The organism is Undibacterium sp. Ji50W (assembly GCF_049340445.1).
Taxonomy (GTDB): domain Bacteria; phylum Pseudomonadota; class Gammaproteobacteria; order Burkholderiales; family Burkholderiaceae_D; genus Undibacterium.
In genome coordinates this window covers 191,627-215,069 of record NZ_JBMPOX010000006.1, presented here as the reverse complement: position 1 = coordinate 215,069, position 23,443 = coordinate 191,627, and the positions used below count along the sequence as shown (strand labels likewise).

The 23,443-nt window shown below is 50.7% G+C and carries 25 protein-coding genes and 2 pseudogenes; 18 read left to right on the top strand and 9 right to left on the bottom strand.

The genetic code is table 11. The annotated features are described in order from the left end of the window. Positions 1-20 precede the first annotated feature (20 nt). Complete coding sequence (locus ACO0K9_RS12155) at positions 21-671, top strand: helix-turn-helix transcriptional regulator (protein WP_422985166.1); 651 nt, start codon at positions 21-23, stop codon at positions 669-671. A 183-nt stretch (positions 672-854) separates the two neighbouring features. On the opposite strand, the gene ACO0K9_RS12150 is transcribed toward ACO0K9_RS12155, so the two are convergent. Then, complete coding sequence (locus ACO0K9_RS12150) at positions 855-1,853, bottom strand: type II secretion system F family protein (RefSeq protein WP_422985164.1); 999 nt, start codon at positions 1,851-1,853, stop codon at positions 855-857. A gap of 273 nt (positions 1,854-2,126) precedes the next feature. On the opposite strand from ACO0K9_RS12150, the gene ACO0K9_RS12145 reads away from it, so the two are divergent. Both ACO0K9_RS12145 and ACO0K9_RS12140 read left to right on the top strand, forming a co-directional pair. Continuing rightward, positions 2,127-2,828 (top strand): hypothetical protein, encoded by a 702-nt coding sequence (locus ACO0K9_RS12145; protein ID WP_422985162.1) that lies wholly within the window; start codon positions 2,127-2,129, stop codon positions 2,826-2,828. 330 nt (positions 2,829-3,158) lie between these two features. Further along, complete coding sequence (locus ACO0K9_RS12140) at positions 3,159-3,644, top strand: glycine zipper 2TM domain-containing protein (protein WP_422985160.1); 486 nt, start codon at positions 3,159-3,161, stop codon at positions 3,642-3,644. Positions 3,645-3,745: 101 nt separating this feature from the next. On the opposite strand, the gene ACO0K9_RS12135 is transcribed toward ACO0K9_RS12140, so the two are convergent. Continuing rightward, positions 3,746-4,210 carry a hypothetical protein gene (locus ACO0K9_RS12135; protein WP_422985158.1) on the bottom strand — a complete coding sequence of 155 codons (465 nt, stop codon included), beginning with the start codon at positions 4,208-4,210 and terminating at the stop codon, positions 3,746-3,748. Between the two features lie 302 nt (positions 4,211-4,512). On the opposite strand from ACO0K9_RS12135, the gene ACO0K9_RS12130 reads away from it, so the two are divergent. The 10 genes and pseudogenes from ACO0K9_RS12130 (at position 4,513) to ACO0K9_RS12085 (ending at position 13,052) form a co-directional block, all read left to right on the top strand. Further along, positions 4,513-5,394, top strand: coding sequence for a polysaccharide deacetylase family protein (locus ACO0K9_RS12130; protein WP_422985156.1), 882 nt, complete (start codon positions 4,513-4,515; stop codon positions 5,392-5,394). Positions 5,395-5,619: 225 nt separating this feature from the next. Beyond that, the gene (locus tag ACO0K9_RS12125) at positions 5,620-6,681 is read left to right on the top strand and encodes a serine hydrolase domain-containing protein (protein WP_422985154.1); all 1,062 of its coding nucleotides are present in this window, start codon (positions 5,620-5,622) and stop codon (positions 6,679-6,681) included. A 65-nt stretch (positions 6,682-6,746) separates the two neighbouring features. After that, positions 6,747-7,862: a serine hydrolase domain-containing protein gene (locus ACO0K9_RS12120; protein WP_422985152.1), complete on the top strand. Its 1,116-nt coding sequence runs from the start codon at positions 6,747-6,749 to the stop codon at positions 7,860-7,862. Positions 7,863-8,710: 848 nt separating this feature from the next. Continuing rightward, positions 8,711-8,887, top strand: a pseudogene (locus ACO0K9_RS12115) (long-chain fatty acid transporter); the annotation flags it as partial. 104 nt (positions 8,888-8,991) lie between these two features. After that, positions 8,992-9,420 (top strand): YeeE/YedE family protein, encoded by a 429-nt coding sequence (locus tag ACO0K9_RS12110; protein ID WP_422985150.1) that lies wholly within the window; start codon positions 8,992-8,994, stop codon positions 9,418-9,420. Then, a complete protein-coding gene (locus ACO0K9_RS12105) occupies positions 9,420-9,857 on the top strand; it encodes a DUF6691 family protein (RefSeq protein ID WP_422985148.1) in 438 nt (145 codons plus the stop codon). Before ACO0K9_RS12110 ends, ACO0K9_RS12105 begins: the two co-directional genes overlap by 1 nt. 183 nt (positions 9,858-10,040) lie before the next feature. Continuing rightward, on the top strand, positions 10,041-10,568 hold the full coding sequence (locus ACO0K9_RS12100) for a hypothetical protein (protein ID WP_422985146.1): 528 nt from the start codon (positions 10,041-10,043) through the stop codon (positions 10,566-10,568). A 135-nt stretch (positions 10,569-10,703) separates the two neighbouring features. After that, complete coding sequence (locus tag ACO0K9_RS12095; RefSeq protein WP_422985144.1) at positions 10,704-11,072, top strand: helix-turn-helix domain-containing protein; 369 nt, start codon at positions 10,704-10,706, stop codon at positions 11,070-11,072. Continuing rightward, positions 11,038-12,344, top strand: a pseudogene (locus ACO0K9_RS12090) (type II toxin-antitoxin system HipA family toxin). Before ACO0K9_RS12095 ends, ACO0K9_RS12090 begins: the two are co-directional and overlap by 35 nt. A 96-nt stretch (positions 12,345-12,440) precedes the next feature. After that, positions 12,441-13,052, top strand: coding sequence for a hypothetical protein (locus ACO0K9_RS12085; protein ID WP_422985142.1), 612 nt, complete (start codon positions 12,441-12,443; stop codon positions 13,050-13,052). 6 nt (positions 13,053-13,058) lie between these two features. Here the strand turns inward: ACO0K9_RS12085 and ACO0K9_RS12080 are convergent, their stop codons facing one another. From ACO0K9_RS12080 to ACO0K9_RS12070, 3 genes are all read right to left on the bottom strand, one after another. Next, the gene (locus tag ACO0K9_RS12080; RefSeq protein ID WP_422985140.1) at positions 13,059-14,927 is read right to left on the bottom strand and encodes an AAA family ATPase; all 1,869 of its coding nucleotides are present in this window, start codon (positions 14,925-14,927) and stop codon (positions 13,059-13,061) included. A 106-nt stretch (positions 14,928-15,033) separates the two neighbouring features. Beyond that, positions 15,034-15,807 carry a hypothetical protein gene (locus ACO0K9_RS12075; protein ID WP_422985138.1) on the bottom strand — a complete coding sequence of 258 codons (774 nt, stop codon included), beginning with the start codon at positions 15,805-15,807 and terminating at the stop codon, positions 15,034-15,036. Between the two features lie 25 nt (positions 15,808-15,832). After that, the gene (locus ACO0K9_RS12070) at positions 15,833-16,396 is read right to left on the bottom strand and encodes a hypothetical protein (protein WP_422985136.1); all 564 of its coding nucleotides are present in this window, start codon (positions 16,394-16,396) and stop codon (positions 15,833-15,835) included. 268 nt (positions 16,397-16,664) lie between these two features. Between ACO0K9_RS12070 and ACO0K9_RS12065 the strand changes: the two genes are divergently transcribed. The 3 genes from ACO0K9_RS12065 to tolB all read left to right on the top strand — a co-directional run bounded on the left by ACO0K9_RS12065 (position 16,665) and on the right by tolB (position 19,380). After that, complete coding sequence (locus ACO0K9_RS12065) at positions 16,665-17,198, top strand: NUDIX hydrolase (RefSeq protein WP_422985134.1); 534 nt, start codon at positions 16,665-16,667, stop codon at positions 17,196-17,198. Positions 17,199-17,381: 183 nt separating this feature from the next. Then, positions 17,382-17,615 carry a hypothetical protein gene (locus ACO0K9_RS12060; RefSeq protein WP_422985132.1) on the top strand — a complete coding sequence of 78 codons (234 nt, stop codon included), beginning with the start codon at positions 17,382-17,384 and terminating at the stop codon, positions 17,613-17,615. 496 nt (positions 17,616-18,111) lie between these two features. Further along, the gene (gene tolB, locus ACO0K9_RS12055) at positions 18,112-19,380 is read left to right on the top strand and encodes a Tol-Pal system beta propeller repeat protein TolB (protein ID WP_422985130.1); all 1,269 of its coding nucleotides are present in this window, start codon (positions 18,112-18,114) and stop codon (positions 19,378-19,380) included. Between the two features lie 233 nt (positions 19,381-19,613). Here the strand turns inward: tolB and ACO0K9_RS12050 are convergent, their stop codons facing one another. After that, positions 19,614-20,285 (bottom strand): hypothetical protein, encoded by a 672-nt coding sequence (locus ACO0K9_RS12050; protein ID WP_422985128.1) that lies wholly within the window; start codon positions 20,283-20,285, stop codon positions 19,614-19,616. A 126-nt stretch (positions 20,286-20,411) separates the two neighbouring features. On the opposite strand from ACO0K9_RS12050, the gene ACO0K9_RS12045 reads away from it, so the two are divergent. Then, complete coding sequence (locus ACO0K9_RS12045; protein WP_422985126.1) at positions 20,412-20,627, top strand: hypothetical protein; 216 nt, start codon at positions 20,412-20,414, stop codon at positions 20,625-20,627. A gap of 82 nt (positions 20,628-20,709) precedes the next feature. Here ACO0K9_RS12045 and ACO0K9_RS12040 read toward each other — a convergent pair whose 3' ends face one another. The 3 genes from ACO0K9_RS12040 to ACO0K9_RS12030 are packed head-to-tail and all read right to left on the bottom strand — an operon-like array spanning position 20,710 to position 22,210. Continuing rightward, a complete protein-coding gene (locus ACO0K9_RS12040; protein WP_422985124.1) occupies positions 20,710-20,985 on the bottom strand; it encodes a hypothetical protein in 276 nt (91 codons plus the stop codon). Positions 20,986-21,018: 33 nt separating this feature from the next. Next, positions 21,019-21,552, bottom strand: coding sequence for a chromate transporter (locus ACO0K9_RS12035; RefSeq protein ID WP_422985122.1), 534 nt, complete (start codon positions 21,550-21,552; stop codon positions 21,019-21,021). Further along, complete coding sequence (locus tag ACO0K9_RS12030; protein ID WP_422985120.1) at positions 21,545-22,210, bottom strand: chromate transporter; 666 nt, start codon at positions 22,208-22,210, stop codon at positions 21,545-21,547. The genes ACO0K9_RS12035 and ACO0K9_RS12030 overlap by 8 nt, the downstream gene beginning before the upstream one ends. Before the next feature lie 104 nt (positions 22,211-22,314). Between ACO0K9_RS12030 and ACO0K9_RS12025 the strand changes: the two genes are divergently transcribed. Next, on the top strand, positions 22,315-23,256 hold the full coding sequence (locus ACO0K9_RS12025) for a LysR family transcriptional regulator (RefSeq protein ID WP_422985118.1): 942 nt from the start codon (positions 22,315-22,317) through the stop codon (positions 23,254-23,256). Positions 23,257-23,443: the final 187 nt, after the last annotated feature.

Sequence of the window (23,443 nt, the reverse complement as noted above, 5' to 3'; positions counted from 1 at the left end):
AAAATTATTTAGACGGCAAAGTGACAACAAAAAATAACATCCTCAATGCACTCCGGCGTGAATCGCTGACAGTAATTCAGCTATGCGAGCATTTGGGCGTCACGCGAAACGCAATCAACGTCCAACTGAAACAATTGGAAGCCGAGGGGCGGGTTCGTCGTAAAAAAGGAATGCAGACGGGCGTTCCTGGTAAGCCTGCAATTACCTATGAGGCAGCGCCTGGCAGTGAGGATGCGACTTCAAAAGCTTATCCTGTATTTTTAATGGGTTTAATTTCAACCTTGCGTAAAAAGTTGGACCCAGATGAGATGTTGAATGTACTGGATGAGACAGGACGAAATTTGGCGCGTACAGCCGGTCTTTCAGCATCCGCAGACTTTAATGATGACCTGTCGCGCGTCATGAAAGTGGCCGATTCGATGGGGGCGAGTACTGAAGCAATAGCAGTACCGGGTGGTATTATGGTTCGCAACTATAGTTGCCCAGTGGGTGGTGCCGTGCGGTCGGAACCTTGTCTCTGCGTCACATTGGCCGCATTATTTTCTGAAGCCACCGGTAAGCCAGTAACGGAACGCTGCCTGCGCGATGATCGTTTGATCTGTCAATATTTCATAGAAATTGAAAAAGAACTGAAAGAAAAATTTCTCAATTCCCTTCCTGATCAAAAATAAAACCAGGGACCATCTGATTCAGTCTCACGATGTGGGCGCTTCCCGTTTTCTAATTTCTCTCCGCGCATGACAGATTCGATTTTGTGATCTTCAGTCATACTTGGGCGGAATCTATGGCTTAACACCTTCTACTTATTCTGAGTCGGGTTGGTCGCCTCGTCGCTGTTCATGAAATGCGTTTTGCTATGGATTCAAAGGCGCGTGCGGCATGAATGCGCCGCTTTTAAAAATGCTGTAGGCGATCATCGCTGCGATCATGCTGTAGATGACACGTGGTATCCATTCTGCCACCAGCCTTTGTTGCTGTTCCAGTTTGATGCTCTCGGTCTTGGCATAGCGTGTCAGCATGTCAGGCAGGCTGCCACTGGCTTCGCCGGTATGCACCATGCCTTGCAGGGTACTGTCGGTGATGGATGGCATGTTGCGCAAGGCGTCGCTGAGTGTCATGCCCTGCTGCACCAGCGGTAGCAGGCGTGCCAGTTCTTGCCGTATCAATACATTGTCTGCCGCCTGCGTCGCCAGTGGCAGGGCATCAAACATCGGCAGGCCCGCTTCCAGCAACAAAGCCATGCTTTGCCAGAAATCACCCAGATTACGCCGCCTGTGCATGGCACCAAAAACCGGCAGGCGCAGCATCAGATGATCTGCCCAGGACTCAGGCGCATCCAGAGAGCGCATCTGAAACCGGCGCAAGCCATATTGCCCGGCCATGAACACGGCGGCCACCAGGCCCAGCGCACGGAGTGCCTGCCACAGATAGGCAGCCGTTGACAGCGTTCCGGCCACCAGCTGGGGCAGGGGTGTCACAAATAAAAACACCACAAACGTGAACGCCGGCATCACCAGGCGTGAACGGATACCAGACAATTGCCGGGCTTTTTCTGTGTAATAGTCAGCCATACGGCGGTACATCGGCGTCGGGTCACCGGCAGCCAGTGCCGCACCCAGCAGGCCCGCTTCCAGCGGTGTCCACAAGCCATGTTGCAATCCGGCCTGGGCGATATTCTGTCCATTCTGCATGGCACGCCGGGTACGATCCATCCTGGCCTGATACCTGCCCGGCAGTCTGATCATGGGCATGGCCTGCGCCGGGGCGATGCCGGCTTTGCTGAGAGCGGCCAACTGATGCAGCATATCGGCGCGCATGCCAATTGGCATCGGTAGGTGAGGGGTACTAGTCATACATCGTATTGTGCCATGAAACAATTTTGTGCAAGTGTTGTCTGAGGTGGAAGAGACAGTTAGAGCCAGTTCAAAAAGACGAATAATCATTGTTTCGCACAAACTTAGCTTGAAGCTTGGCCACAAGCTAGTAAAATGATGCCTGAAAGCTATGTTTCGTTGTTGATCGCCTATGTATGACGTGTATGACGTGTATGACATGTGTATAAGCTGTGCATGACCTGATGAAGCTCGAATGACATATCAATGCCGCAAAACACCGAGGAAGCCGCCATGTCTTTATCCAGAATATCCACCCCCATCTTCACCTCCACGCTGTACTGCGCCTTGTTGACGGTGTCCTTGACAGCCTGGTGCGGGTCAGCGGCTGCATCTGACATCCTGGAACTGCAAGACTATCATGCGTCAGAAGCCAAAACCGAGAGCAAGGGGCCGTGGCTGGGTTTGCAACAGGCATCCAAGGGCTGGCGGCTGGTGGCGGTCAAGCCTCAATTCAAGAAAATCCCCGACCCTCTCGACAAATCCGGTGTGCGGGTATCGGCCAATATCAGCAACACGCGCATGATATTGTCTGACCCTGGCCTGAAAGCCGGTGCCGTCACCTTGTCAGATGAAGCCAAGGTCGTCAATGGTTCCATAGACGAAGAATTTGAACTGTCAACCCTGCCACCGCTGGGGCAAGAACGGCTCATGCACCTGCACGGTGACGAATACCACCTGCAAAACCGCGAAGGCCGCATCTACCTCGAATTGAATGGCGTAGCCCAATACCTGTTCGACTACACAGAAAACAAGGAAGACAACAATGCCAAGATCATCTGGGTGGGGGATCTTGATCACGACGGCAAACTCGATTTCATCTTCGACGCATCCAGCCAATACAACGTCACCGAACTGCGCCTGTACCTGTCTGGCGGTGCTGCCAAAGGTGAATTGTTGAAGCTGGTAGCGCAACGCAAAGCAACAGGATGTTGATAGGATGCGGATTCATTTATTTGCCTGATCCCTCTGGTTTGGGTGTTTTTTGTTATTGATGCGTCAGAACCTGTTTACGATCTGTAGCGAGCGAGCGTCAGCGGGGTAAGGGTAACAAAAGCGCAGCGCAAAAAGCGGAATGTACTTCTGGTACATGAGCATTTTGAGCAGCGCATGAGCCCCGCGTGGACTACAATCGCGCTCGCGCTTAAGATCGTAAGCAGATTCTTACAAACGCTTACTTCTGTAACACCCTGTTCTGTCTCCTTTTTTGCTTGCTTATGCGTTAATGTGGCAAGCACTACTTTTTTCCATCTTCAGGAGATCAACATGGAACAAGCACAAACAGGCAAGCACATTCATCCTCTGGTCGCTGGCGCAGCCTGCTCGGTCATACTGGTCAGCTTACTGGGTGTCGCAGCCATCACCGGTATTTTGCCCAGCTCGCACAGCACCACAGCACCAGCCGCCACCACACTTGCTGCCACTGACAATGGTATGAATGGAAGCAACGGCAACAGCACATCCGGCATGAATAGCATGCAGCCTGCGCAACAATATGCCGCCCCTGTCAACCACCCTAAAGTGGCACAGAGCAGCCATAGCAGTCAGCCAAGAACGTATAGCAACGATGCACCTGCCCAGCCAGTGGCCCACAATAACCAGAACAGCGCGGTAGGCATCGGTGTCGGTGCAGTTGTCGGTGGTCTGTTGGGTAGCCAGGTCGGTAATGGCAATGGCCGCACCCTGGCCACTATCGCCGGTGCAGTCGGTGGCGGTTATGTCGGCAATGAAGTGGCCAAGCGTAATCCATAATCCGTAAGCTGAACGCCACACCAGTGTGTGGCCAGCGTAGGTATCAACAGAAAGGGAGGCCATGTGCCTCCCTTTCTGTTGTGTACCTTAAGCTGCCATGGCTAATTGCGTTTAAGTATAAAACCACCCGACTGCGCGCGTATGAAATTAAATTTTTGTACTGGCCGGTTGCGGCCCTCGTTCACCCTGTTGTAGTTGACATGCAAGGCAGTGACGTCAGCATACGATTTCTTCCCCGCGATGAGGTTTTCCAATATCGATGCCAGCCTGATCGCTTCTTTCTTGCGTATCGCCGGCGTGGCATTGCTGTGCTTGCTGTTGATTAAGTCAATGCTGAGCTGGCGTGGGCTGGATGTCACTTCCACGCTGACTGCATTGTCATCGACCGCGGTGGTGATTTCATGTTGCAATGTGAGTGCTGCCGTGTCTTCACTGACAGGCAAGGTGGTATTGGTTTCTGGCGGTTCAGCACTCAATGCCGGTACCGTGATCGACACCATGAATGCGGTCAATACGCAGGACAGGCAATATTTTTCTTGCTGCCCCAATCTGAATGGATTACCCATGCTGTTCCCCTATTGTTATTTGAATACAGATGTATGACACGCAGGTCGTTAAAAAACCCGCCACTGGCGGGTTTCCGATTTTCTGGAGAGAATATGACAGCCCGTACTATCTGTACGATGTGTCCTTATCCCAAAAAATAGACCTATGGATAAATAAATCAATAAACCGACAGGCCCTGATGTCTTTCGCGCCACTGACAATACTTGCCTGCATCCCTTGCTATCTGCAAAGTGACACCGGTTACTGCAATGTAGGGGAAGCATATCCAATCCTGAAGCCAGGGTCTGTGCGTTACCACACCATGTCTGAACCTGACGGTATCGGGCAAGCCCCTGCGCAATTTTTACCAAATGTAATTGAGCTGTTTATTCGGCATGCAAAATGTATACTGGAACACAAACCTGCAACCACCCATTTATGGATGATTTTTCCTTTGCATCAGCCTTTTTCTCTTGCGCTTTTCAGCCTGCTTTTCTGCTGCGGCACCGGCTATGCCAAACCGGTGGAAGTGCATGCAAGACTGGCCCCGCAAGCAAGGGCAGAAAACAAAGTGGCCCTGACCCTGGATGCCTGCTCGGGCCGTTTTGATGAAGACTTGCTCGCCTTCCTGATACGCAAGCGCATACCCGCCACCATCTTTGTCACCAAAAAATGGCTGGATAAAAATCCCCGTGGTGTCGCCGTCATCAAATCCAACCTGGATTTGTTTGATGTCGAAGACCATGGCGAAAAGCATATCCCCGCCATCATCGGCAGCGGCAGAACCGTGTATGGCCTGGCCGGCGAACCCGACGTCGCCCACCTGCAACGCGAAGTCACCGAAGGTGCCAAGGCCATCACCAGCACCATCGGCATCGCGCCACAATGGTATCGCGGTGCCGGCGCCAAATATGATGCCGAAGCGATGACCGAAATTAAACGCTTGGGCTACAAGATCGCCGGTTTCTCGCTGAATGCTGATCACGGGGCCACCCTGCACAAACAAGCCATCGCTGACAAGTTCAAACGCCTGCAGCCCGGCGATGTCATCATCGCCCACATGAACAAACCTCAATCCGAATCCGCCCAGGGCCTGTCATCCGGATTGAACAAGGCCCTGAAACAGGGCTTTGTCTTCGTCCGCCTGGATCAGGTGGAAATGCAAAAAATGCCGGACCCAAAAACCAGGCGCGACAAATCCTGAGTGCTTGTAATATGATGCACGGTACGCCGTGCACATCATCCATGCAAAAAGGGTTCGGTATCCGGTGCACTTGGTGCACCCTACGCGATGTTCTCCGGTGCGGGCAGAAAATGCTTGTCATTTTTTGCCACGATCAAACGCCGCTGATATCCTTCAGCTATTTACATCCCTGGTAGGGTGCGCCGTTCGCACCAATTTTGCCATTTGATTGCCCGGACACCTGCCATGCGGCTTTATCTACCCATCATCACATCGGTGCTTGCCTGCGCCATCTCCATGCTTCATTCAGCACAGGCACAAGAACCACGGTCCGATCCCAAACTCAAGGCCCTGCTGGCGCAATGGGATCAGGATGAACACCCGGATTTGCATAGCGTCCTGGTCCTGCAAGATGGCAACATCATCGCCGAACGCTATTACAACGGCGCAACGGCAGATGGCTTGCATGATGCCCGCTCGGTCGGCAAAAGCATTACCTCCTTGCTGCTGGGTGCTGCTGTAGACCGGGGCAGCATACGCAGCACCAGCGACCCGGTGTGGCAGTACTGGCCTGCCAGCAAAGGCAGCGCAGCAGGTGAGGCCACCCTGGCACAGGTGTTGAACATGCGCTCTGGCCTGGCTGCCTTTGATGAAGATGCTGCATCCCCCGGCAATGAAGACAAGCTCGACATCGCTTCCGATCCGCTGGCCTTTGTCCTGTCCGTGCCCAGGGACAGCACCCCTGGCACCAGCTACCGCTATAACTCTGTTACCGCCTACCTGGCTGGCATCACCGTCGAAAAGGCCACCGGCCAGGATCTGGAAGCATTCGCCCGCACAGCCTTGTTCCAACCATTAGGTATCAGCCATTGGCAGTGGGGGCGTGATATCGCCGGCCACCCCAAAGGCCAGGGCAACCTGTCGCTGACTGCCCGCGATCTCGCTAAAATCGGCCAACTGGTGCTCGACAAAGGTATGGTTCAAGGGCAGCGCGTCATCAGCGCCGCCTGGATAGACGCCATGCTGGCACCGCAGGTAAGCATTGCTGATGTGGATAATTATGCCGACAGCTATGGCTATTTTTGGTATGCCAGGTCGCACACTGTCAAAGCACAGACAGCGCAGATGAGCAAAGGGCAGCTGGTTCCCGTCTTTTTTGCATCCGGCAACGGCGGCAATAAAATTTATGTCATCCCCGCTCTGCATGCCGTCGTCGTCATCACCTCCAGCGCCTATGGAAAAGGCTATGGCCAACGCCGTTCTGAAAACATATTGAAATCCATCCTGGCAGAAAAAATGAACCAATGAGGCGGGTGGTGGTCAGTATGGCAGTCACTATCACATCGCCGATTGATTTCACCCAAGGGTAAGCCATGACATACTGGACCAGACGCCACTTCATGCTAGGTGGTGCCGCCGCGCTATTGGGCAAACATGCTTTTGCCGACGGCGTTAGTGGCAATGGCAGCAGCGACGTGATCGGTGCCGACAACCCGGTCGTCGATGCCTTTGTCAAAGCTCAGCCATTCTATGGTGTGGTCATGCTGGGCAAGCATGGCCGGCCCACCTATGTACGTGCGATAGGCATGGCCAATATCGAAGCGCAAAAGCCGCTGCGGGCAGACACCCCGTTTGCCATCGCTTCCATTTCCAAATGGCTGACATCTGTCACCGTGCTGCGGCTGGTCGAGATGGGCAAGCTCGATCTGGATGCACCTATCAATCGCTACCTGCCAGCACACCGCGCCGATACCGGCAGCAAGGTCACGCTGCGGCATTTGCTGTCCAACAGCAGCGGCATTCCCAACCAGTTTACCAGCATGATCAAGGCCGACCGCAGCCTGTTCACCGCCAGCATGAGCACCGCACAGGCCATGCAACAGTTTTGCCAGGGCGAATCCATCTTCCCGCCCGGCAGCAAGTTCGATTACGCCCTCACCAACTGGATCATCGTGGTCGGCATCATCGAAGCTGTCACCGGCCAGCCATTCCAGCAAGCCATGCGCAGCATCACGCTTGATCCGCTGAAGCTGTCCGCCACCCGTGCCGATCAGGCTTATGCCGACGATGCCGCCACCGCCGTGCCCTATGCCACCATCAACCCGCCAGCCCGCAAAACCGATATGCGTCAACCCTATTTGGCCGCCGGTGGTGGTTATTACAGCACCGCAAGCGATTTGATGAAGGCAGCACAAGCCATCTTCAACCAGGGCTTCATCACACCTGCATCGCTGGCCCAACTGACGCATATCGAAGTCGACAGCGAAAGCTATGCCCTGGGTGGCCGCGTCAAGAATCTGCACATCGCCGGTCAGGTACACCGCTTCGGCTGGGAAACTGGCCGCACCACCGGCTACCGCTCCGTACTCGGGCATAGACTCGATGGCGAAGACACCGTCATCATTCTCAACAACACCGACCTGTCACAAAAAACGATGGATGAATTTGCCTATAGCCTGCTGGGGGCGAGCCAGGTGTCGACGGCATAGAGCGTAGGTACGATTAGCGTAGCGTAATCGTACGAATGCCCATCACGGCTCGCTATCTTCAACTGCTGATTTGTTGAAGAAAATACGAAACAATGAAGTTCATCCTGCGGTATAAAAAACAAGAAAATTTGAAGCATCTTCGTCATTGCCAGGCACAACATACGTGCGATTACGCTTCACTAATCGTACCTACGCACTGGGGGCGAGTCAGGTGCCGACGGTGTAGAAAATAGATAGGAGCGTAGGTACGATTAGCGCAGCGTAATCGTACGAATGTCCATCACGTTTTCTACTTCAACTGCTGATTGAAATGTCTTCGCCATCGCCTGGCACGACCTACGTGCGATTACGCTGTGCTATCTAATCGCATCGCAAGCTGAAGCGGGAATTTGCAAATCCTGGCTTTACGCCACAAATAGAACGTAGGTGCGATTAGCGAAGCGTAATCGTACGAATGTCCATCACGGCTTGCTATCTTCAACTGCTGATTTTCTGAGGAAAATACAAAACGGTGAAGTCCTTCTGGCGGGATAAAAGACCAGGCATTTTCAAATGTCTTCGTCATTGCCAGGCGCAAGCTGCTCGGTGAAACGATTGCGCTGGGTTTCGGGCGCAAATTCATTCACCGCAAATCAACCGAAATCCATCCCCACCCTAACCCTCCCCTTGAAAGGGAGGGTATTTTTAAAAAACAGATATTCAAGCTCGGAATAATTAGTTTTTCGAATAAAAAATATGCGCTTAAATCTGGGCTGTTGTAGTGGTGTCGCTGCACATCAGCAAAACAAAATAATCAGAAACTGGTGGACTGTCACTGTCCACCAGCATCGCAATCGAAAGGGCTAGCAATGAGACAGACATCCCACCAAGTAAGCATACTATTGCTTTCAATGACCGTATCGACTGCTGCATTGGCGACAGACGGTTATTTCTCACATGGCTTTGGCGTCAAGTCGCAAGCGATAGGCGGCGTCGGCATCGCGCTGCCGCAGGATGGTCTTGCGGCGGCAAGCAATCCGGCTGGGACGGTATAATAGTTGAACAGCAAATCTGTCAGACTGAGCAATTAAAATAAGCAATTAAAATCAGCAATTGAGTTGTTGAGCCCATAAATACAAAATACAAACGAATGACTAACCTGGCTATTTATACCTCTTTGGCGGGCGGCGCCTTGATAGGCACGTCTGCCGCGCTGTTGCTGTGGACCACGGGGCGTATTGCAGGTATCAGCAATATAGCGGGCAATTTATTTTCTGCCGACCCAGGTAAGCGGTGGTGGCGCGGCCTGTTTCTGTTCGGTCTGATTGGCGGTGCTGCAATGTACTATGCGGTCCTTGGTCATGCACCCACTGCACGAGCACATTTTCCCTCCTGGTTACTTGCCGTCGCTGGCTTGTTCGTCGGCTTTGGCACCTCGCTGGCGAATGGCTGTACCAGCGGCCACGGTGTATGCGGAATAGGGCGCTTGTCGACACGGTCAATCGCAGCAACACTGATCTTTTTATCGACCGGCATCGTCACTGCGATGATTGTCCGTCATCTATTCAAGGTATTTTGATGTTTAGCTTCGTGTTCTACCTAAGCAGCCTGGTTACAGGTCTCTTATTCGGTCTAGGGCTGGCGATATCAGGTATGACCGACCCCGGTCAAGTCCTTGATTTCCTGGACCTGGCGGGTAACTGGAATCCGGGTTTGCTATTCGTATTGGGGGCTGCCGTTGGCGTGACGGTGATTGCATTCAGGTGGATATTGCGTCGTATGCAGCCACTGTTTTCAGATCATTTCAATCTTCCAACACTGACGGCGCTTGATAGCAATTTAGTTGTCGGGTCCATTATTTTTGGAATCGGCTGGGGAATCAGCGGGTATTGCCCCGGCCCTGCCATTGCCTCATTGGCTAGTCCCAGTTGGGAGACATGGATATTCTTGCCAGCCATGTTGGTGGGGGCGCTATTGCATCGTAGCTTGCGGGCCGGCAAAGTTAAAAAAGACTAGTGCTCGTTTCATGCCGGGTAGGCTTGATACCTACGAATGTTCATCGATAGCCTGCCTACCTCCACCCAAGGAGTCTTCCTTGGGCACATAGTAAATTTGCATTTAAGTTTTCATTTTAATATTATAATGGCGTCATGGTATTTCCCTGACGTCGTGGTATTTAGCTTGAGAATGGAGATGCACATGTCTGACATCAATCGCACTACCTGGGATTTTTTGGCTGATACCTACTGGTACGTGACTTACCCGGACCTGCCCGCCCTGGGTTTTTCAGCTTCAGATAATCTGCTGAGCTGGAAAGTCGACCAAACCGTCTGGCATATCTCTGGCTATAAAAACGGCTATTTCTGGGGCGTATCGTCCGCCATTATTACTGATGCCGACCAGGGCAGCAGCGCATCCGGCAGCCCACAACAACGCAGCATGGTCGGTACCGTCACCGCCAATGGCCAGGTACAAATCAGCTTTATCCGCGGCAGCGGCCTGCGCGAATCCATCGTCACCGGCTTTGGCCACATGAGCAAGCTAGACCAGCAATGGGTATTCCAAATGCAAATGGCCACCTCAGGCGGCGGCGATCAAACCCTGCATTGGGCCAATATGCTCGAAACCAAACCGGGCGACCCCAGTTGGGACAGCCTGCCAGGCGTGAACTGCTCGGTGCAATCCATGCTGGAAGGGGCGAGTTATCCGCAGTTTGGGGAGGGGTAGAGAGGGCTTCTTAGATGTTCAATAAAATTCACAAAAATATTGTGTTAATCAATTTAATCAGGCGATCAATGTACTTAAAAAAATAAGTGTCCGATTAAATTGACAAATAATGCTCTCTTGTCTAACCTATAGGACATGAAGACCAGAATACCACGCCCCTTTCCCACCATTGACCGACAGCTAAAGTCCTTTGGGCAACGCCTGCGTGAGGCTCGACTGCGCCGTGATATTTCAACAGTGCTGTTTTGCGAACGGATGAATGTGTCACGCGACACCTTGAATCGCATGGAAAAAGGGGATGCCTCAATCGCAATTGGAACCTACCTGCGTGCTCTGCGCATACTAGGTATGGATAGCGATTTCGAATTGGTGGCCAAAAATGATGAGCTTGGCCGAAGACTTCAAGATGCCAAGCTGTTGATCCGGGTTCCACGCGGACGTTCGGCCAAGTCCAAGGGCAGCGAAGAAGATGCACCGTCGCATGGGGCCCCAATTGATGAGTAAAGCTAAGGCAGCACAGCACCGCGAAACGTATGACGTACATCTGGACGCGGCAGAACTGGGCATCCAGCAGCAGGTTGGACTACTACATCGTAACTTGCGCAAGGAAGACCTGCCAGCCTCATTCCAATACGTCCAGAGTTGGGAAGAGCATGCAGGAAGGTTTATGCTTGATCCCCGGCTCGATATTCATTCGGGGGAACAGTACCCGGCTGCCGGTGCATCAGGCTTTGGGATTTTCCTGGATTCGGCACCAGACCGGTGGGGTCGGATGCTTATGGAGCGGCTCGAGGCAGCCGAAGCCGCCCGCGAAGAGCGAGCAATGAAGGTTCTGCGCGACGTGGACTTCTTGTTGGGCGTACACGACATCACCCGCATGGGCGCATTGCGTTTTCGAAAGCTTGGTGGTGGCAACTTTCTTGATGACCGGGAGAAAGCCGCACCTCCTGTCACCAGTCTGGGTGAACTTGCCGAAATAAGCAGAAAGCTGGAAGAGCCCGGTGTTGAAAAGCTTCCAGAATTCGAGCGCTGGTTGTCCATGCTGATTGCCCCCGGGTCGTCCCTTGGCGGCGCGCGCCCAAAAGTGAACTTCACCGACCTGACAGGGAAGCTATGGTTTGCCAAGTTTCCTTCCAAAGAAGACCGTTACGATGTCGGTGGCTGGGAATTTCTTGTTCATGAGATGGCGTTAGCTGCTGGTATCTGGGTGCCTCCTTCACGGCTTGAAAAGTTAGGGGAAGGGCATCGCACGTTTTGTGTGGAGCGCTTTGACCGGATAGGGGAGAGCCGCCGCATGTTTGTGTCCGCAATGACCCTGCTCGAACGCCAGGACGGTCAAGACGGCGCTAGCTATCTCGATCTGGCAGAACTGATTTCGGACCAGGGCGCACAGGACCACATCGACACCGATCTGGCACAACTCTATGCCGCGTTGTCTTCAATGTGCTTGTAGGAAACCGGGATGATCACTTGCGCAATCACGGATGCCTACGCGTTAAAACCGGTTGGCGCCTTTCACCCGCATTTGATATGAACCCGAACATCCATAAGCAAGAGCATGTTTTGACCCTGGACGGACATGTGGCTACCCCGAATATGAAGCTTGTTCGTGAAACTGCGGGGGACTTTTATCGACTTAGTCGCGACCAGGCAACTACCATAGAGAAAGAAGTAACGGACGTGATCATGGGGTGGCGTGACCGGGCCAACCGCCTGAGTATGCCCTCGTTCGAGATTCAGAAAATGGCCAACGTTTTTAATGAATTTTCTCAATGAATGATGAGAAAATGCATCCAGGTGGGCGGCCTTATTGGTCTGGCTGCCGAATGTTTTATTCGGTAAAATCGTTAACATCTACAAAGTGGGGGACACATGGCCTGGCACTCTTATACCGTCGCAATTGCAGGACCTTCAGCAGAGTTTGATAAAGACCTAAGTCCTCACGAGAAAATTTTGTCGCACAATCAGATAGAGAAACGTCGCTTTGTCTTGACTAACTCAAGAAGAGGGGCCGTCTTTGATTTGTTGAAAGACATCTGCGACCATTCTCCTGTTGGTTCTGATTTGTATATCGTCAATGAACCCGCAGTGTTGGAAGGTGATGACATTTCCCGCGCGGCAGACAGCATCCAGGCACTTATCAATGCCATTGAGCATGACCCAGGTTTCGTCGTGGAAGCGACCAAGCAAGCATACAGACCAACAATGCAAGTACAGTTAGATGGTTTTGAACCACTTGAACTTCAGGTTGTACATACGGGCAACCCCACGATTAAAGATGGCTGGGTGTACAGCTATGAAAAATCTGAAGTGCTCGCATATTTACAGAGCGCTCAGTCCTCAGAAGACCCTTGCCCACCATATGATGACGACGGCGAGGGGCTGGAATACGCTTTTGGAATATTGAAGTCACACCTCGCCTTGCTACGACATGCAGCTGAGTCAGGTTTTATGTTTGTATTTGCTGAGCTAAATAGCGTTTAAATTTCTTTACACTTTAAGATACAAGGACGCGTTTGTGAACTGCTGAGTCCAAAATCCGTGTAATTGTCCATTTGCATATGTAGCAGGTTTTTGGCGAATATTTTTTATTTGATCTTGTGCAGAGCTCTGCAATTGGGTGATCGCAGCTTTTCGGCTGGTTGCGTCAATTCGGGTTAACAGTTCTTTTGAAATCAAGTGTGCTTTTAGACGGCCATTTTTCTGACTATTGGCAATAAATTTCTCGTTATTAATATCTGCTTCTGTCACTTTAAACAAAATCCTCAATTCAGCAGTGTCCAGCACCAAAAATCCATGCTCATGTGCTTTTTCTCCAACAGGAATTCGTTGATCTTCAACCAGCAGTAAATATCCGTTTTCACGTAGTGCTTGATTGATTATTGATGAGGCTGAATTTGAAGATGAAAACAACTCTAGCCAGTCTTTCGGCGGTATTTCGTGAAGGACATTGCACATCACAACAATATCAATGGATGCATTGTCTTTGTTTTCGAAAAACTCTGTTTGAGATCCGAAATACCTATTCTTGTCATCTGGATAGTATTCCTTGATTAACGCCAGACAGGTATCTTTATCGGCTGGAAATTCATCAAAAGCAAAATAGGATATTTTGTCAGTGATTTGCGATTGTCCATCCGCTTTAAATTCTGCAGCCAAACCCTCAAGCAATCTTCCTTTTCCTGCTCCAAAATCAAGAATGGAAACAGCACCTTCAGATTGCTTTTCTTTTATGAATGAAGCAATCTGATTAATTTGAGGATCATTCTTTTGTAGGGAAACGACCTTGGGGGGCATCAAGCTTTCGACAGCATAAGTTGTTGTGGCAAGTTGCGCAGGTAAGCCGGTAAATGTGTTTAGTTGACCTATACGTTCATCATCGCCAAGAAGGCTATTTAAAACTCTTTCGGGGTCCCTGCCAGCGTGACTAATTCGTCCGTTCTCCATGAACCACAAAGCTGAAGGATCTTTACTGTGAACATAGGCAAGTAAAGGGACGGAATGTGTGGCAATCCAAAACTGAGCGTTTGGTGCTGCCGAACTTATTTTTTCGATGATATCGATAGCTAAAGACGGATGGAGATGGTTTTCAAGTTCGTCCAGGATGAAAACAGTGTCATTCAATGACCCACTTCTTGAATGGATAGCGACAGCTATTTGCAGGAGAATTATCTGACCATCTGAAAGCCCTGCATTTATGAATGATTTATTGAAAATCGTTACTTCATTGTGAGGTGAGCGGTTAAGTTTTTCTCCCAGTAGTTCAAAAATCATCCTGTTTAAACGTTCATATGAATCGATCGACTCATTTTTACTAGGGTAACCTTCAGTTTCTGTGAATTTAGGGTGACCAGCATTCCACCAGAGATTTTGCTCTTGCTGGATATATGCATTGCATGATGTTGCAAGTTCTTCTATCCGGATGCTTCTCGTAGAAGAGTGTTTTTCTATAAGTGTCCCAGTGCTTAATTGTAAAGGGTCCAATAACTCCAGGCTTTTCGGTACAAAACGTAGCGATTTGATGCGAGTGTCGTTTTTTACTATAACTCCGGACTGACCATCTTCAAAAATTTTTTTAGTTGGATCAAGATTTGACCAGTTTATTGCTTGGAGTTCTTTACCTTGTTGTACCTCTGGCATTTTCCCAAAGAGGCCTGGGTTGGCCAAAAATTCATCTAGCTTGCCTAAAGACTGGTCTCGAAATGTGATCATCTCACTTAATTTCTTTAGTAATCGTGACTTACCTGCACCATTCTTTCCGGCAATAGCTACAAATTGGCTCAAGCGCGACATGCGTACTTCATCCAGTCCAAATTGATGAGCATCATCTTGCGAGATATGTAGTTCACTGATTAGCATATGAGATGCAAAAATTGTAATTGTTCTCTATATTACATTCTGCTGTAAATTATTGCTTCGAATTTTTGGATATGATCTCTAAAGCACGGTAGTTATTCAAACAGTCTCACTCCCCACCAAAAAACCTCACCCACTTCGACACCTCATCATCCGGCCCCACGCTGCGGTTTGTGCAGATGTTGGATTTGCCCCAGCCGTTGTCTTTCAACTGGCCGTCGTCGGTGACGTAATACGCGGTGTGGTAGTACTCGGTTTCTTTTTCGAAATTGGGTTTATGGATGATCATGGTTTGTAGCATGGTCGGCATGGCGCGGCCGTCTTTGGTCTTGCAATTCCATTTGACGGCAGAACCGCTATCGTCTACCCGCATGGTGCCACGGTCATTGCTTTTGGGTTGTTCCCACTTGATCTGGTACACCGCATATGGCAGCTTGCTGGCAACGGCCTTGAACTGCGGGTTGCTCTGGTCTGCTGGCACGGTGTCGACCACGATCAGGGCCAGGTAAGCATTGCGACGGAAAGGCATAGAGCGGTAGGCGCGGCCTTCTTTCACCCAATAGCTGACATAATATGTGCCGGCGCGGGTTTCATAGACCTTGCGCAAGTTGCTCGTACTAAACAAGGCAGCGCGCGATTCCAGCACCAGCTCATAATTCAGTTTTTCACCTCTGACGTTGATGGCATTGTAGGCAAAATCACGGAATTTCTTATCAGTTGCCATGCGGCTGTAGATGGGGCTATCTGCACGCTGGGTGACGACATTGGATTTGGTGTCCATGGCAGGCATGTCCGTCCAGGTCTGGGCGTGGCAGGTGATGCTTGCACTGGCAAAGCCGATGCTGGCCAGCGTCGCGCGCAAGGCAAGGCGTAAAGTCTTCATAGAGTTATCAGGGTAAAAAAGAGTATCAGACGATGGTAATATTGTTGACCAGCGAAAAATGCTTGAGCCTGTTGACGATCTTTTCAGAAGACACGGCCACGGTAAACACGTGGTAAGCGCCGCCGTTAATCCAGAATGTGACATGGGACACGCCACCCGGTGTCATGGTGACCTGCGCGCTGCTTGGGGTATAGGCCGTGGCAGAGGTAAGCGTGGTTGTGATCCGATCACGGGCCATGCCGATTTCCCAGCGCAAGATCTGTTCTGGTTGCAGGGCGATTTGTCCTGTTTTGTTGATCAGGTAAATGGTCTTGCTGTCGTAATGCAGCGCCATGGCATTGCCTTCATCGATGTCCAGGCAATTGTCGTCAGTGAACTTGCAAAAGGCATGGACCTTTTTCTCAAACTTCTTGCGCTCGCGCCGATTGTGCCCCAGTCCATAAATGACATTGCCAGCTATCCACAACAGCACCGGCAATGCCAGTATATTTTTCATGTACTGGAAGCTGATGGTTTGTTCTATCAGGTAAATCAAAAAGCAACCGATCAACACGTTTCTGACAAAATTCAGCTTTAGTAAAGACAACATCTTGCATAGACCTCGCGTTTGGTTAAAAAAAGGGGGCGGCCCAAGCCGGACCTGCACTTGCCTGACAACGGGATATTATAATTGTAAGGGCATGTTAATTATTTAATTACCACGGGTGATTGTGTAATCAAACGTTACAGGCGGGACGCTGGCAGTTTGATTCATCCGCCATGTGAAGGATGCACCCACCAATATGAACCGGTGGGAAGACCGGCTTGGCTACCTCAAGATATCTGTATATGTTTCTTTTTAATTGAAAGCGATCAACATGCATCCATGGCGCCAGTTAGCTAGCAAATCTCTTATTGATGACCGCTGGCTCACCCTGCGTGCTGACACCTGCGAGTTGCACAATGGCCAGATCATTGAACCTTACTATGTGGTTGAAGAACCCCAATGGGTACATGTGTTTGCCCAGGCTGCGGATGGAAAAATTCTCGTGGTCCGGCAATACCGTTATGCGGCAAATGTGGTCTGTACCGAATTGCCGGGTGGGGTAGTGGATGCCGGTGAGTCTGTGCTGGATGCAGCACAGCGCGAATTGCTGGAAGAAACAGGCTACGTCGCGTCAAGCTGGACCCCGCATGGAAAATACTACGCCAACCCAGCACGCCAGACAAACAGCATCCACCTGTTCATTGCGCGCGGCCTTCAACGGCAGGCTGAAAAAACACTGGATGCCAGCGAAGACATCACTGAATCTTTCGCCCATCCATCTGAGGTGAAAGCGATGATCACCAGCGGCGAGTTTTCGCAATCACTACACATTGCGTCGTTCTATATGGCGTTGGATCAGGTTTGACAGCGAGTGATGAGCATGATCGTCTTCCTTCCTTGGTGGTATCGAGTTGGGGCGAGCAATCAATGAAACGTGGTCAATTGCTAGCGGGTGCAAGAGTTCACCCGGAACATGGTATTGTGATACCAATAATAATCCAAATGGTACGCTCAGGACCTGGTTTTATAACATTACTCATAAATGAAAATGAAAAATAAAAAATCTCGTAATGTAGGAAGAAGGGAAATTATTTTTACAATAATTTTTTTGCTGCTCGTTTGCATTCCCCTTGGGTTGATCCCGGTTTTTCCAGAAATTGGTTTTTTTAACGCCTTATATACAAATTCGATAGCATTATTAGGATTGATTTGCGGCGCAACAATTGTAGCCATGATTGTTGATAAGCTTCTGTTCGGGAAAGATGCAGATGTGCCTGATTAAAATTAAAGGAAGGTCGCTACTTTAAATCATATCGATATAGCGAGTGAAATACGATTAATCAGAGAGGAAAATATGATTCAAATTTACTTGAATTTTTCTTCCAGTTTTCTTGTGCAGCAAGGCGGTGAAATAATTCAATGTGGGCATAAACGAAAACCGGATTAAGGAAATTTCTAACCTGTTAAACGTTCGATTGAACGAGTATCCTGTCCAACTTTTATTTTTGCAGGTTAGTCGGATTTTTTGATGGGCACCAAACGTCAAAGCATCAGGGTTACTCAATGATAGAAAATTCCCTCATTTGGCTGTATCCAGTGAAGCCTGGGTTAGGTCTTATACGCACACATTTCCTCTGCCTAGAATTGTCGTAATATAAGGCCTGGCCCTTTTTTCCCCGTGCCCCTTTTTCCACGCGCTCGGCAGCTACCAATAGAGTCGGTATGGGAGTAGAGCGTGGCCATTTCCTTGACTTCAAGCTGAAAGAAATTGCACTGATATGAAAAAACTGAGTAGTATGCTTTTCACCGGCTTGGCTATTGTGGCCGCCATAAGTGACACCCACGCCCAGATGCGGGTTGAGATTTCCGGCGTCGGCGGCAACCAGATTCCGGTTGCCGTGGCTGGCTTCGTCAACGAAGGCGTCTCACCGCAAAAAATCTCCGAAATCATTAAGGCCGACCTGGAACGCAGTGGTGCCTTCAAGATCATCGACGCCGGCGTCGTGAGCGACCTCAACAACATCGACTACAGCGGCTGGAAAGCCAAAGGCGCCGACGCGCTGGTGGTCGGCACCGTCGATGTCTTCGCCGATGGCCACTATGACGTGCGCTACCAACTGCTAGACACTGTCAAGCAAGAAAAGATATCTGACCTGGACAAGGCTGTCACCGCTAAATTCGCGCGCCAGTCGGCCCACCTGATTGCCGATGACGTGTACTTCAAGCTGACCGGCATCCGCGGCGTGTTCTCGACCCGCATTTCTTATGTCAAGGAGGAGAGCAGCAACTACCATCTGATGGTGGCCGACGCCGACGGCGAGAACGAGCAAGTGGCGCTACGTTCGAAGGAACCAATCATGTCGCCATCATGGTCACCGGATGGCACCAAGTTGGCCTATGTGTCATTTGAACTAAATAAGCCAGTGGTCTACGTGCAGAATCTGGTTACTGGTGCCCGCACCGTGGTGGCAAACGAAAAAGGTAACAACTCGGGTCCCTCTTGGGCACCGAGGGGCAACAAGATGGCAGTGGTGCTGTCGAAAGACGAGCACACGCAGATCTACACCGTTAACGTCGACGGCAGCGGGTTACGGCGCGTCTCAAACGGCGCTGACATCGACACCGAACCGCAATGGTCCGCAGACGGCGAGAACATTTATTTCACCAGTAACCGTAGCAGCAAAGGGCAAATCTACCGCATGAGCTCAGACGGCGGCGAGGCCCAGCGCTTGACCTTCAACAGTGGCGAGAATATCAGCCCGCGTATCTCGGCTGACGGAAAAACCCTGGTTTATATTTCTCGCCGTGACGGCAACTATCAACTGTTCGCATTGGATCTTGCCAGCGGCCAGGAGCAACGGCTGTCGGACGCGACTGATGACGAGTCTCCAAGTTTTGCCCCGAACGGTAAATATGTCATTTACGCGACCCGGTCCGGTAACCGCAAATCACTGGTCGTAGTGTCGGTAGATGGACGTGTGAAACAACGCTTGACCACAAAGGCGGGCAACATCATAGAGCCCGCTTGGGGGCCTTTTATGCAATGACCACCATTGGCCTAAAGAGCCAGTTGCAAAACTGCTTTTTTGATCGGTCCCGCATCATCAAAGTGCGTAGCCTGAACCCATTTTGATTATGCCGGACGCATTTCTGACCTGCTCAGGTGGTGAAATCATAGTCCTGGTCTAAATCGGTGCGGAGCCGGGTTCAGGTCTTACATTTACACATTTCCTTGGCGTAGAATTGTCGTAATGCAAGACCTCCATGTTCCGTGTGGCCCCTATGTTCCGTGACCCCTATGTTCCGATTCCAGAGCCCATGTCGTAGCTTGATTGGGGCTACCATCAATCAAACTAATACGGCTCGGTTTTTGGCACTTCAATTCACGATCAAAAATTTGAGGAACAATATAAAGAGTCTTTATAACTTTTATTCTCTTGCCACCTACTTCTACCAAAAACGTGATTTTGTCTTGCCCAAGATAGCCCGGCTTGGGAAAGTATTGGAAATATGGTCCTAATTCAAGAGTCGTAGTTATTCGAGTCACTTTTCCATTTTTCGGCTGATCGAGTATATTTACTTTTGCAAGCGAAACATCCAAATTCTCTTTAAATTTGAGCCCCCAATATCTCTTCAAAGTGGATCCTGGCGCAAGTGTAGTGCCTGATATCTCCCTCAAACTTCCATCACTAGGAGGAGGAACTTCCCCTTGCACATCACCACATTCAGCCAAAACCATTTCTGGTTTATCTATTTGTTTTGCTTGAACAGGTAATGTAATTCCGTTAGTTTGATTTTGAGCCAATATCATATTAGCGGTCGACAAAGCTGGTGTTAATTCCAGAGGTGCATTCGGAAAAAATAAACTTTCTAACACGACAATATCCTCGTTATTTTGATTTACGTTCAAAGTTGAGGTTACTATATCACTTGACAGATTATCTGTTGCCAAGTTCGGTGCGCCGATGATTTTAGTAAATTTTGGTGGCCGAATACTTGACGGAGTCGATTTTTCAGCATACCGATTCTTGGAAAGAAAGTTTTCAGAAAATGCCGGTTTTTTTTACAAGGACAATTTATGGATTTGGAAGAAGCAAAATTAATCATGCGTGGCTGTGCTGATGTCAATGTGCATCTCAATAACATTGCACTCATTGTTGATACGATTGACGATGTTGATCTTCAAAAAAAATTGCGCGTGGAGTTATCTAATGCCATGGGAGAAATATATCTTTCTTTAATGCGTCCTATAGTCAAAAATTTTCCTGAGATTGATCCGGATTTCGAAATATAGTTGAGTTTTTTTGCGATGCTTTAATAAGTGTTTGAGCGGCCGTCCTGTTAAGGCGCGTTTCCTTATTCGTCATTTTAGCAACTTAATCTGCAATACCTTCACCCCTATGCGTCAGGGTTGAAAAAGACGCTGTTACCTCTATTGTGCCTACCAGCATATCCCTGCCTTTTGCCGATACGGTCACCAGACCACCTCTACCACCATCACAACTGATCAAACCGTCAGCGCAGGCATCTTCCCAGATGCACAGGCGTGGGCAGGTGCTGTGCCAGGCGTCCAGTACTTCTGAATAACTGCGCGGTTGTTGCTGTATCCATTCCAGCATTTGCAGGGTCAGGCTGGTGTGGGCGTCGGGCATGGTGTATTCCCCCTGAGTTGTGTGTAGATTAGCTTATAGGATGTGCAGCATCCCTGCGGCGGCGGCGGCAGCAATCAGGATGACGGGGTTAAGCTTGCTGCGCAAGATGATGACGGCGGTCAGCAGCGTGATCACGTCGGTGCGCCAACTGGCATGGTCCAACTGGCTGAACAGGCAGGCTGTCGCCAGCAAGACGCCGATGGAAATCGGCGCAAAGGTATCTCGCACTGCGGCTGTCAGACGGGTGTTGAAGTTTGAGGTCTTCAAGCTGACGACGGACAAGGTCAGTAGGGTAGACGGGATGATGACTGCCAGGGTCGTCACAATCGCCCCCGTCCAGCCGGCGATCAGCCAGCCCACCAGGGATATGAACAATAAATTGGGGCCGGGCGCTGCCTGCGCGATGGCATAGGCAGAGGCGAACTGCGCGCTGGTCACCCAGTGTTTTTCAGTCACGACAAAATGACTGATGTCGGGTGCCATCATCACCAGGCCGCCGCCGATTGCCATCATCGACAACAGGGACAGGTGCAGGCACAGGTCCAGCAGGGGGGATTGCTCATCCATTTTTATCTTTCAAAAAATACGCAACGATGCTGCCAGGCAGTGCCAGCAAGAAAAACACAACAATCAAACGCCATTTAAGCAAGGCCAGGCCAGCAAAAGCCAATGCCATCAAGACCGCCTGCAAAGTGGCCTGGTGGCTGCGCGTTTTGTCTTTGTGCGGGCAGTCAATTCCAACTGTCTTACCAGCCTTACCGGCATTCCCAGCTTTGCCAAACAGTTGCATCGCCATCTTGACGGCGGTTGCCAGTACCAGGCCTGCTGCCACTGCCGTCATGCCGGTCAGCGCATCCTGCACCATGGCCAGTTGGCCAAAGCGCTGATAAGCGACACCCAGCGTTATCACTAGCAGAAAAGGGGCAATGATCAGGCCAGCCATGGCGGCCAGGGCACCCGCGATGCCAGCATGGCGCTTGCCTATCATTAATGCCACATTGCAGATCGTCGGGCCGGGCAAGACCTGGCTCAGGGCCAGATAGCGGGCGAATTCTTCTGCACTCAGCCAGCGGTATTGCTCGACCAGTGCGCGGTAGGCAAAGGGCATGACACCACCAAAACCAGTCAGGGCAATTTTTGAAAAGGCAAAAAACAGACGCATCGCCGACAGCTTGGCAGGTTCAGCAACGGCAACGGTAACTGTGGGCAATGGTGGATTCAACATAAGACACTCTTGAAAGCCTGGAAAATTTTTTCTATATGGCTATCTTCGTACCCGGTCAATTAAAAGTACAATGAATTTATTTAGACAATTGATTCATTTCTCTTATGAAAATCGATATCCTCGGGGTACAGGCTTTTGTCGCCATTGCAGACCATGGCAGTTTCAACAAGGCGGCAGATGTGCTGCATGTCACGCAAACGGCGGTGACGCAGCGGCTGCGCAATCTGGAGATTTTTCTGGGGGTGACGCTGCTGGAAAGAACCACGCGTTCCATCGCCCTGACCAGGACGGGGCAGGATTTTTTGCCGCAAGCCAGACGTCTGCTGCAGGAGCTGTCAGCAGCATTGACCGAGATACGCGAAACCGGCAAAGCCCAGCGCGGTGATGTGTCGATTGCCTGCATACCGACGGCAGGCATACGTTACCTGCCGCAGGTCATCCGTGAATATTCGGCATTGTTCCCCGACAATCGTATCAAGATACTGGATCACGCATCGGTCGGCGTTGCCGAAGCCGTATTGCGGCGCGAAGCCGAATTTGGCATCAACCTGGCTGGCCCCAATCATCCTGAACTGAGCACCACGCCTTTGCTGCAAGATCAGTTCGTGCTGGTCTGCCGCGATGACCATGCACTGGCCAGACGCAAGAGCATCACCTGGACACAGTTACAGTCACACCCGCTGATCTTTGCCGGACAGGCCAGCGGTAACCGTGCCCTGCTCGACGGTTATCTGGGTAGCGAAAGCCTGCGAGGTGAGCAAATGGGCCAAAGCGGCCAGGGTGGCCAAGCTGGCCTGAGCTTGCAGATACATTACGAAGTACAGCGCAACTCCACGGCCCTGGGCCTGGTGGAAGCCGGCATTGCCGCCGCCATCGTGCCCAATCTTGCCATGCAAAAAGGCACCTATCCACGCCTGCGTGTGATCAAGTTGCAAGACCCGGTCATTTCCAGAACCCTGGTCCTGGTCGCCCGTAAAGCCGCCCGCCTGTCACCGGCGGCACAGCTTTTGTATGACATGATTAAAAATAGCCGGGTTGTTAAATAGGGTAAAAGTAAACAAAAAAGCGAATGGACATTTGTTGTGGTTTGCGTACCATAGCCAGTAGGCGTAGGTGCGAATAGCTCTGCGTATTCGCACGCATGTGCTGTTCAGCGTAAGAGGCGATTAGCAGCTCGTAATAACCCGCCAGCCTGAAAATGTATGAATGCATTACCTTATCGCTAGCTTTGTA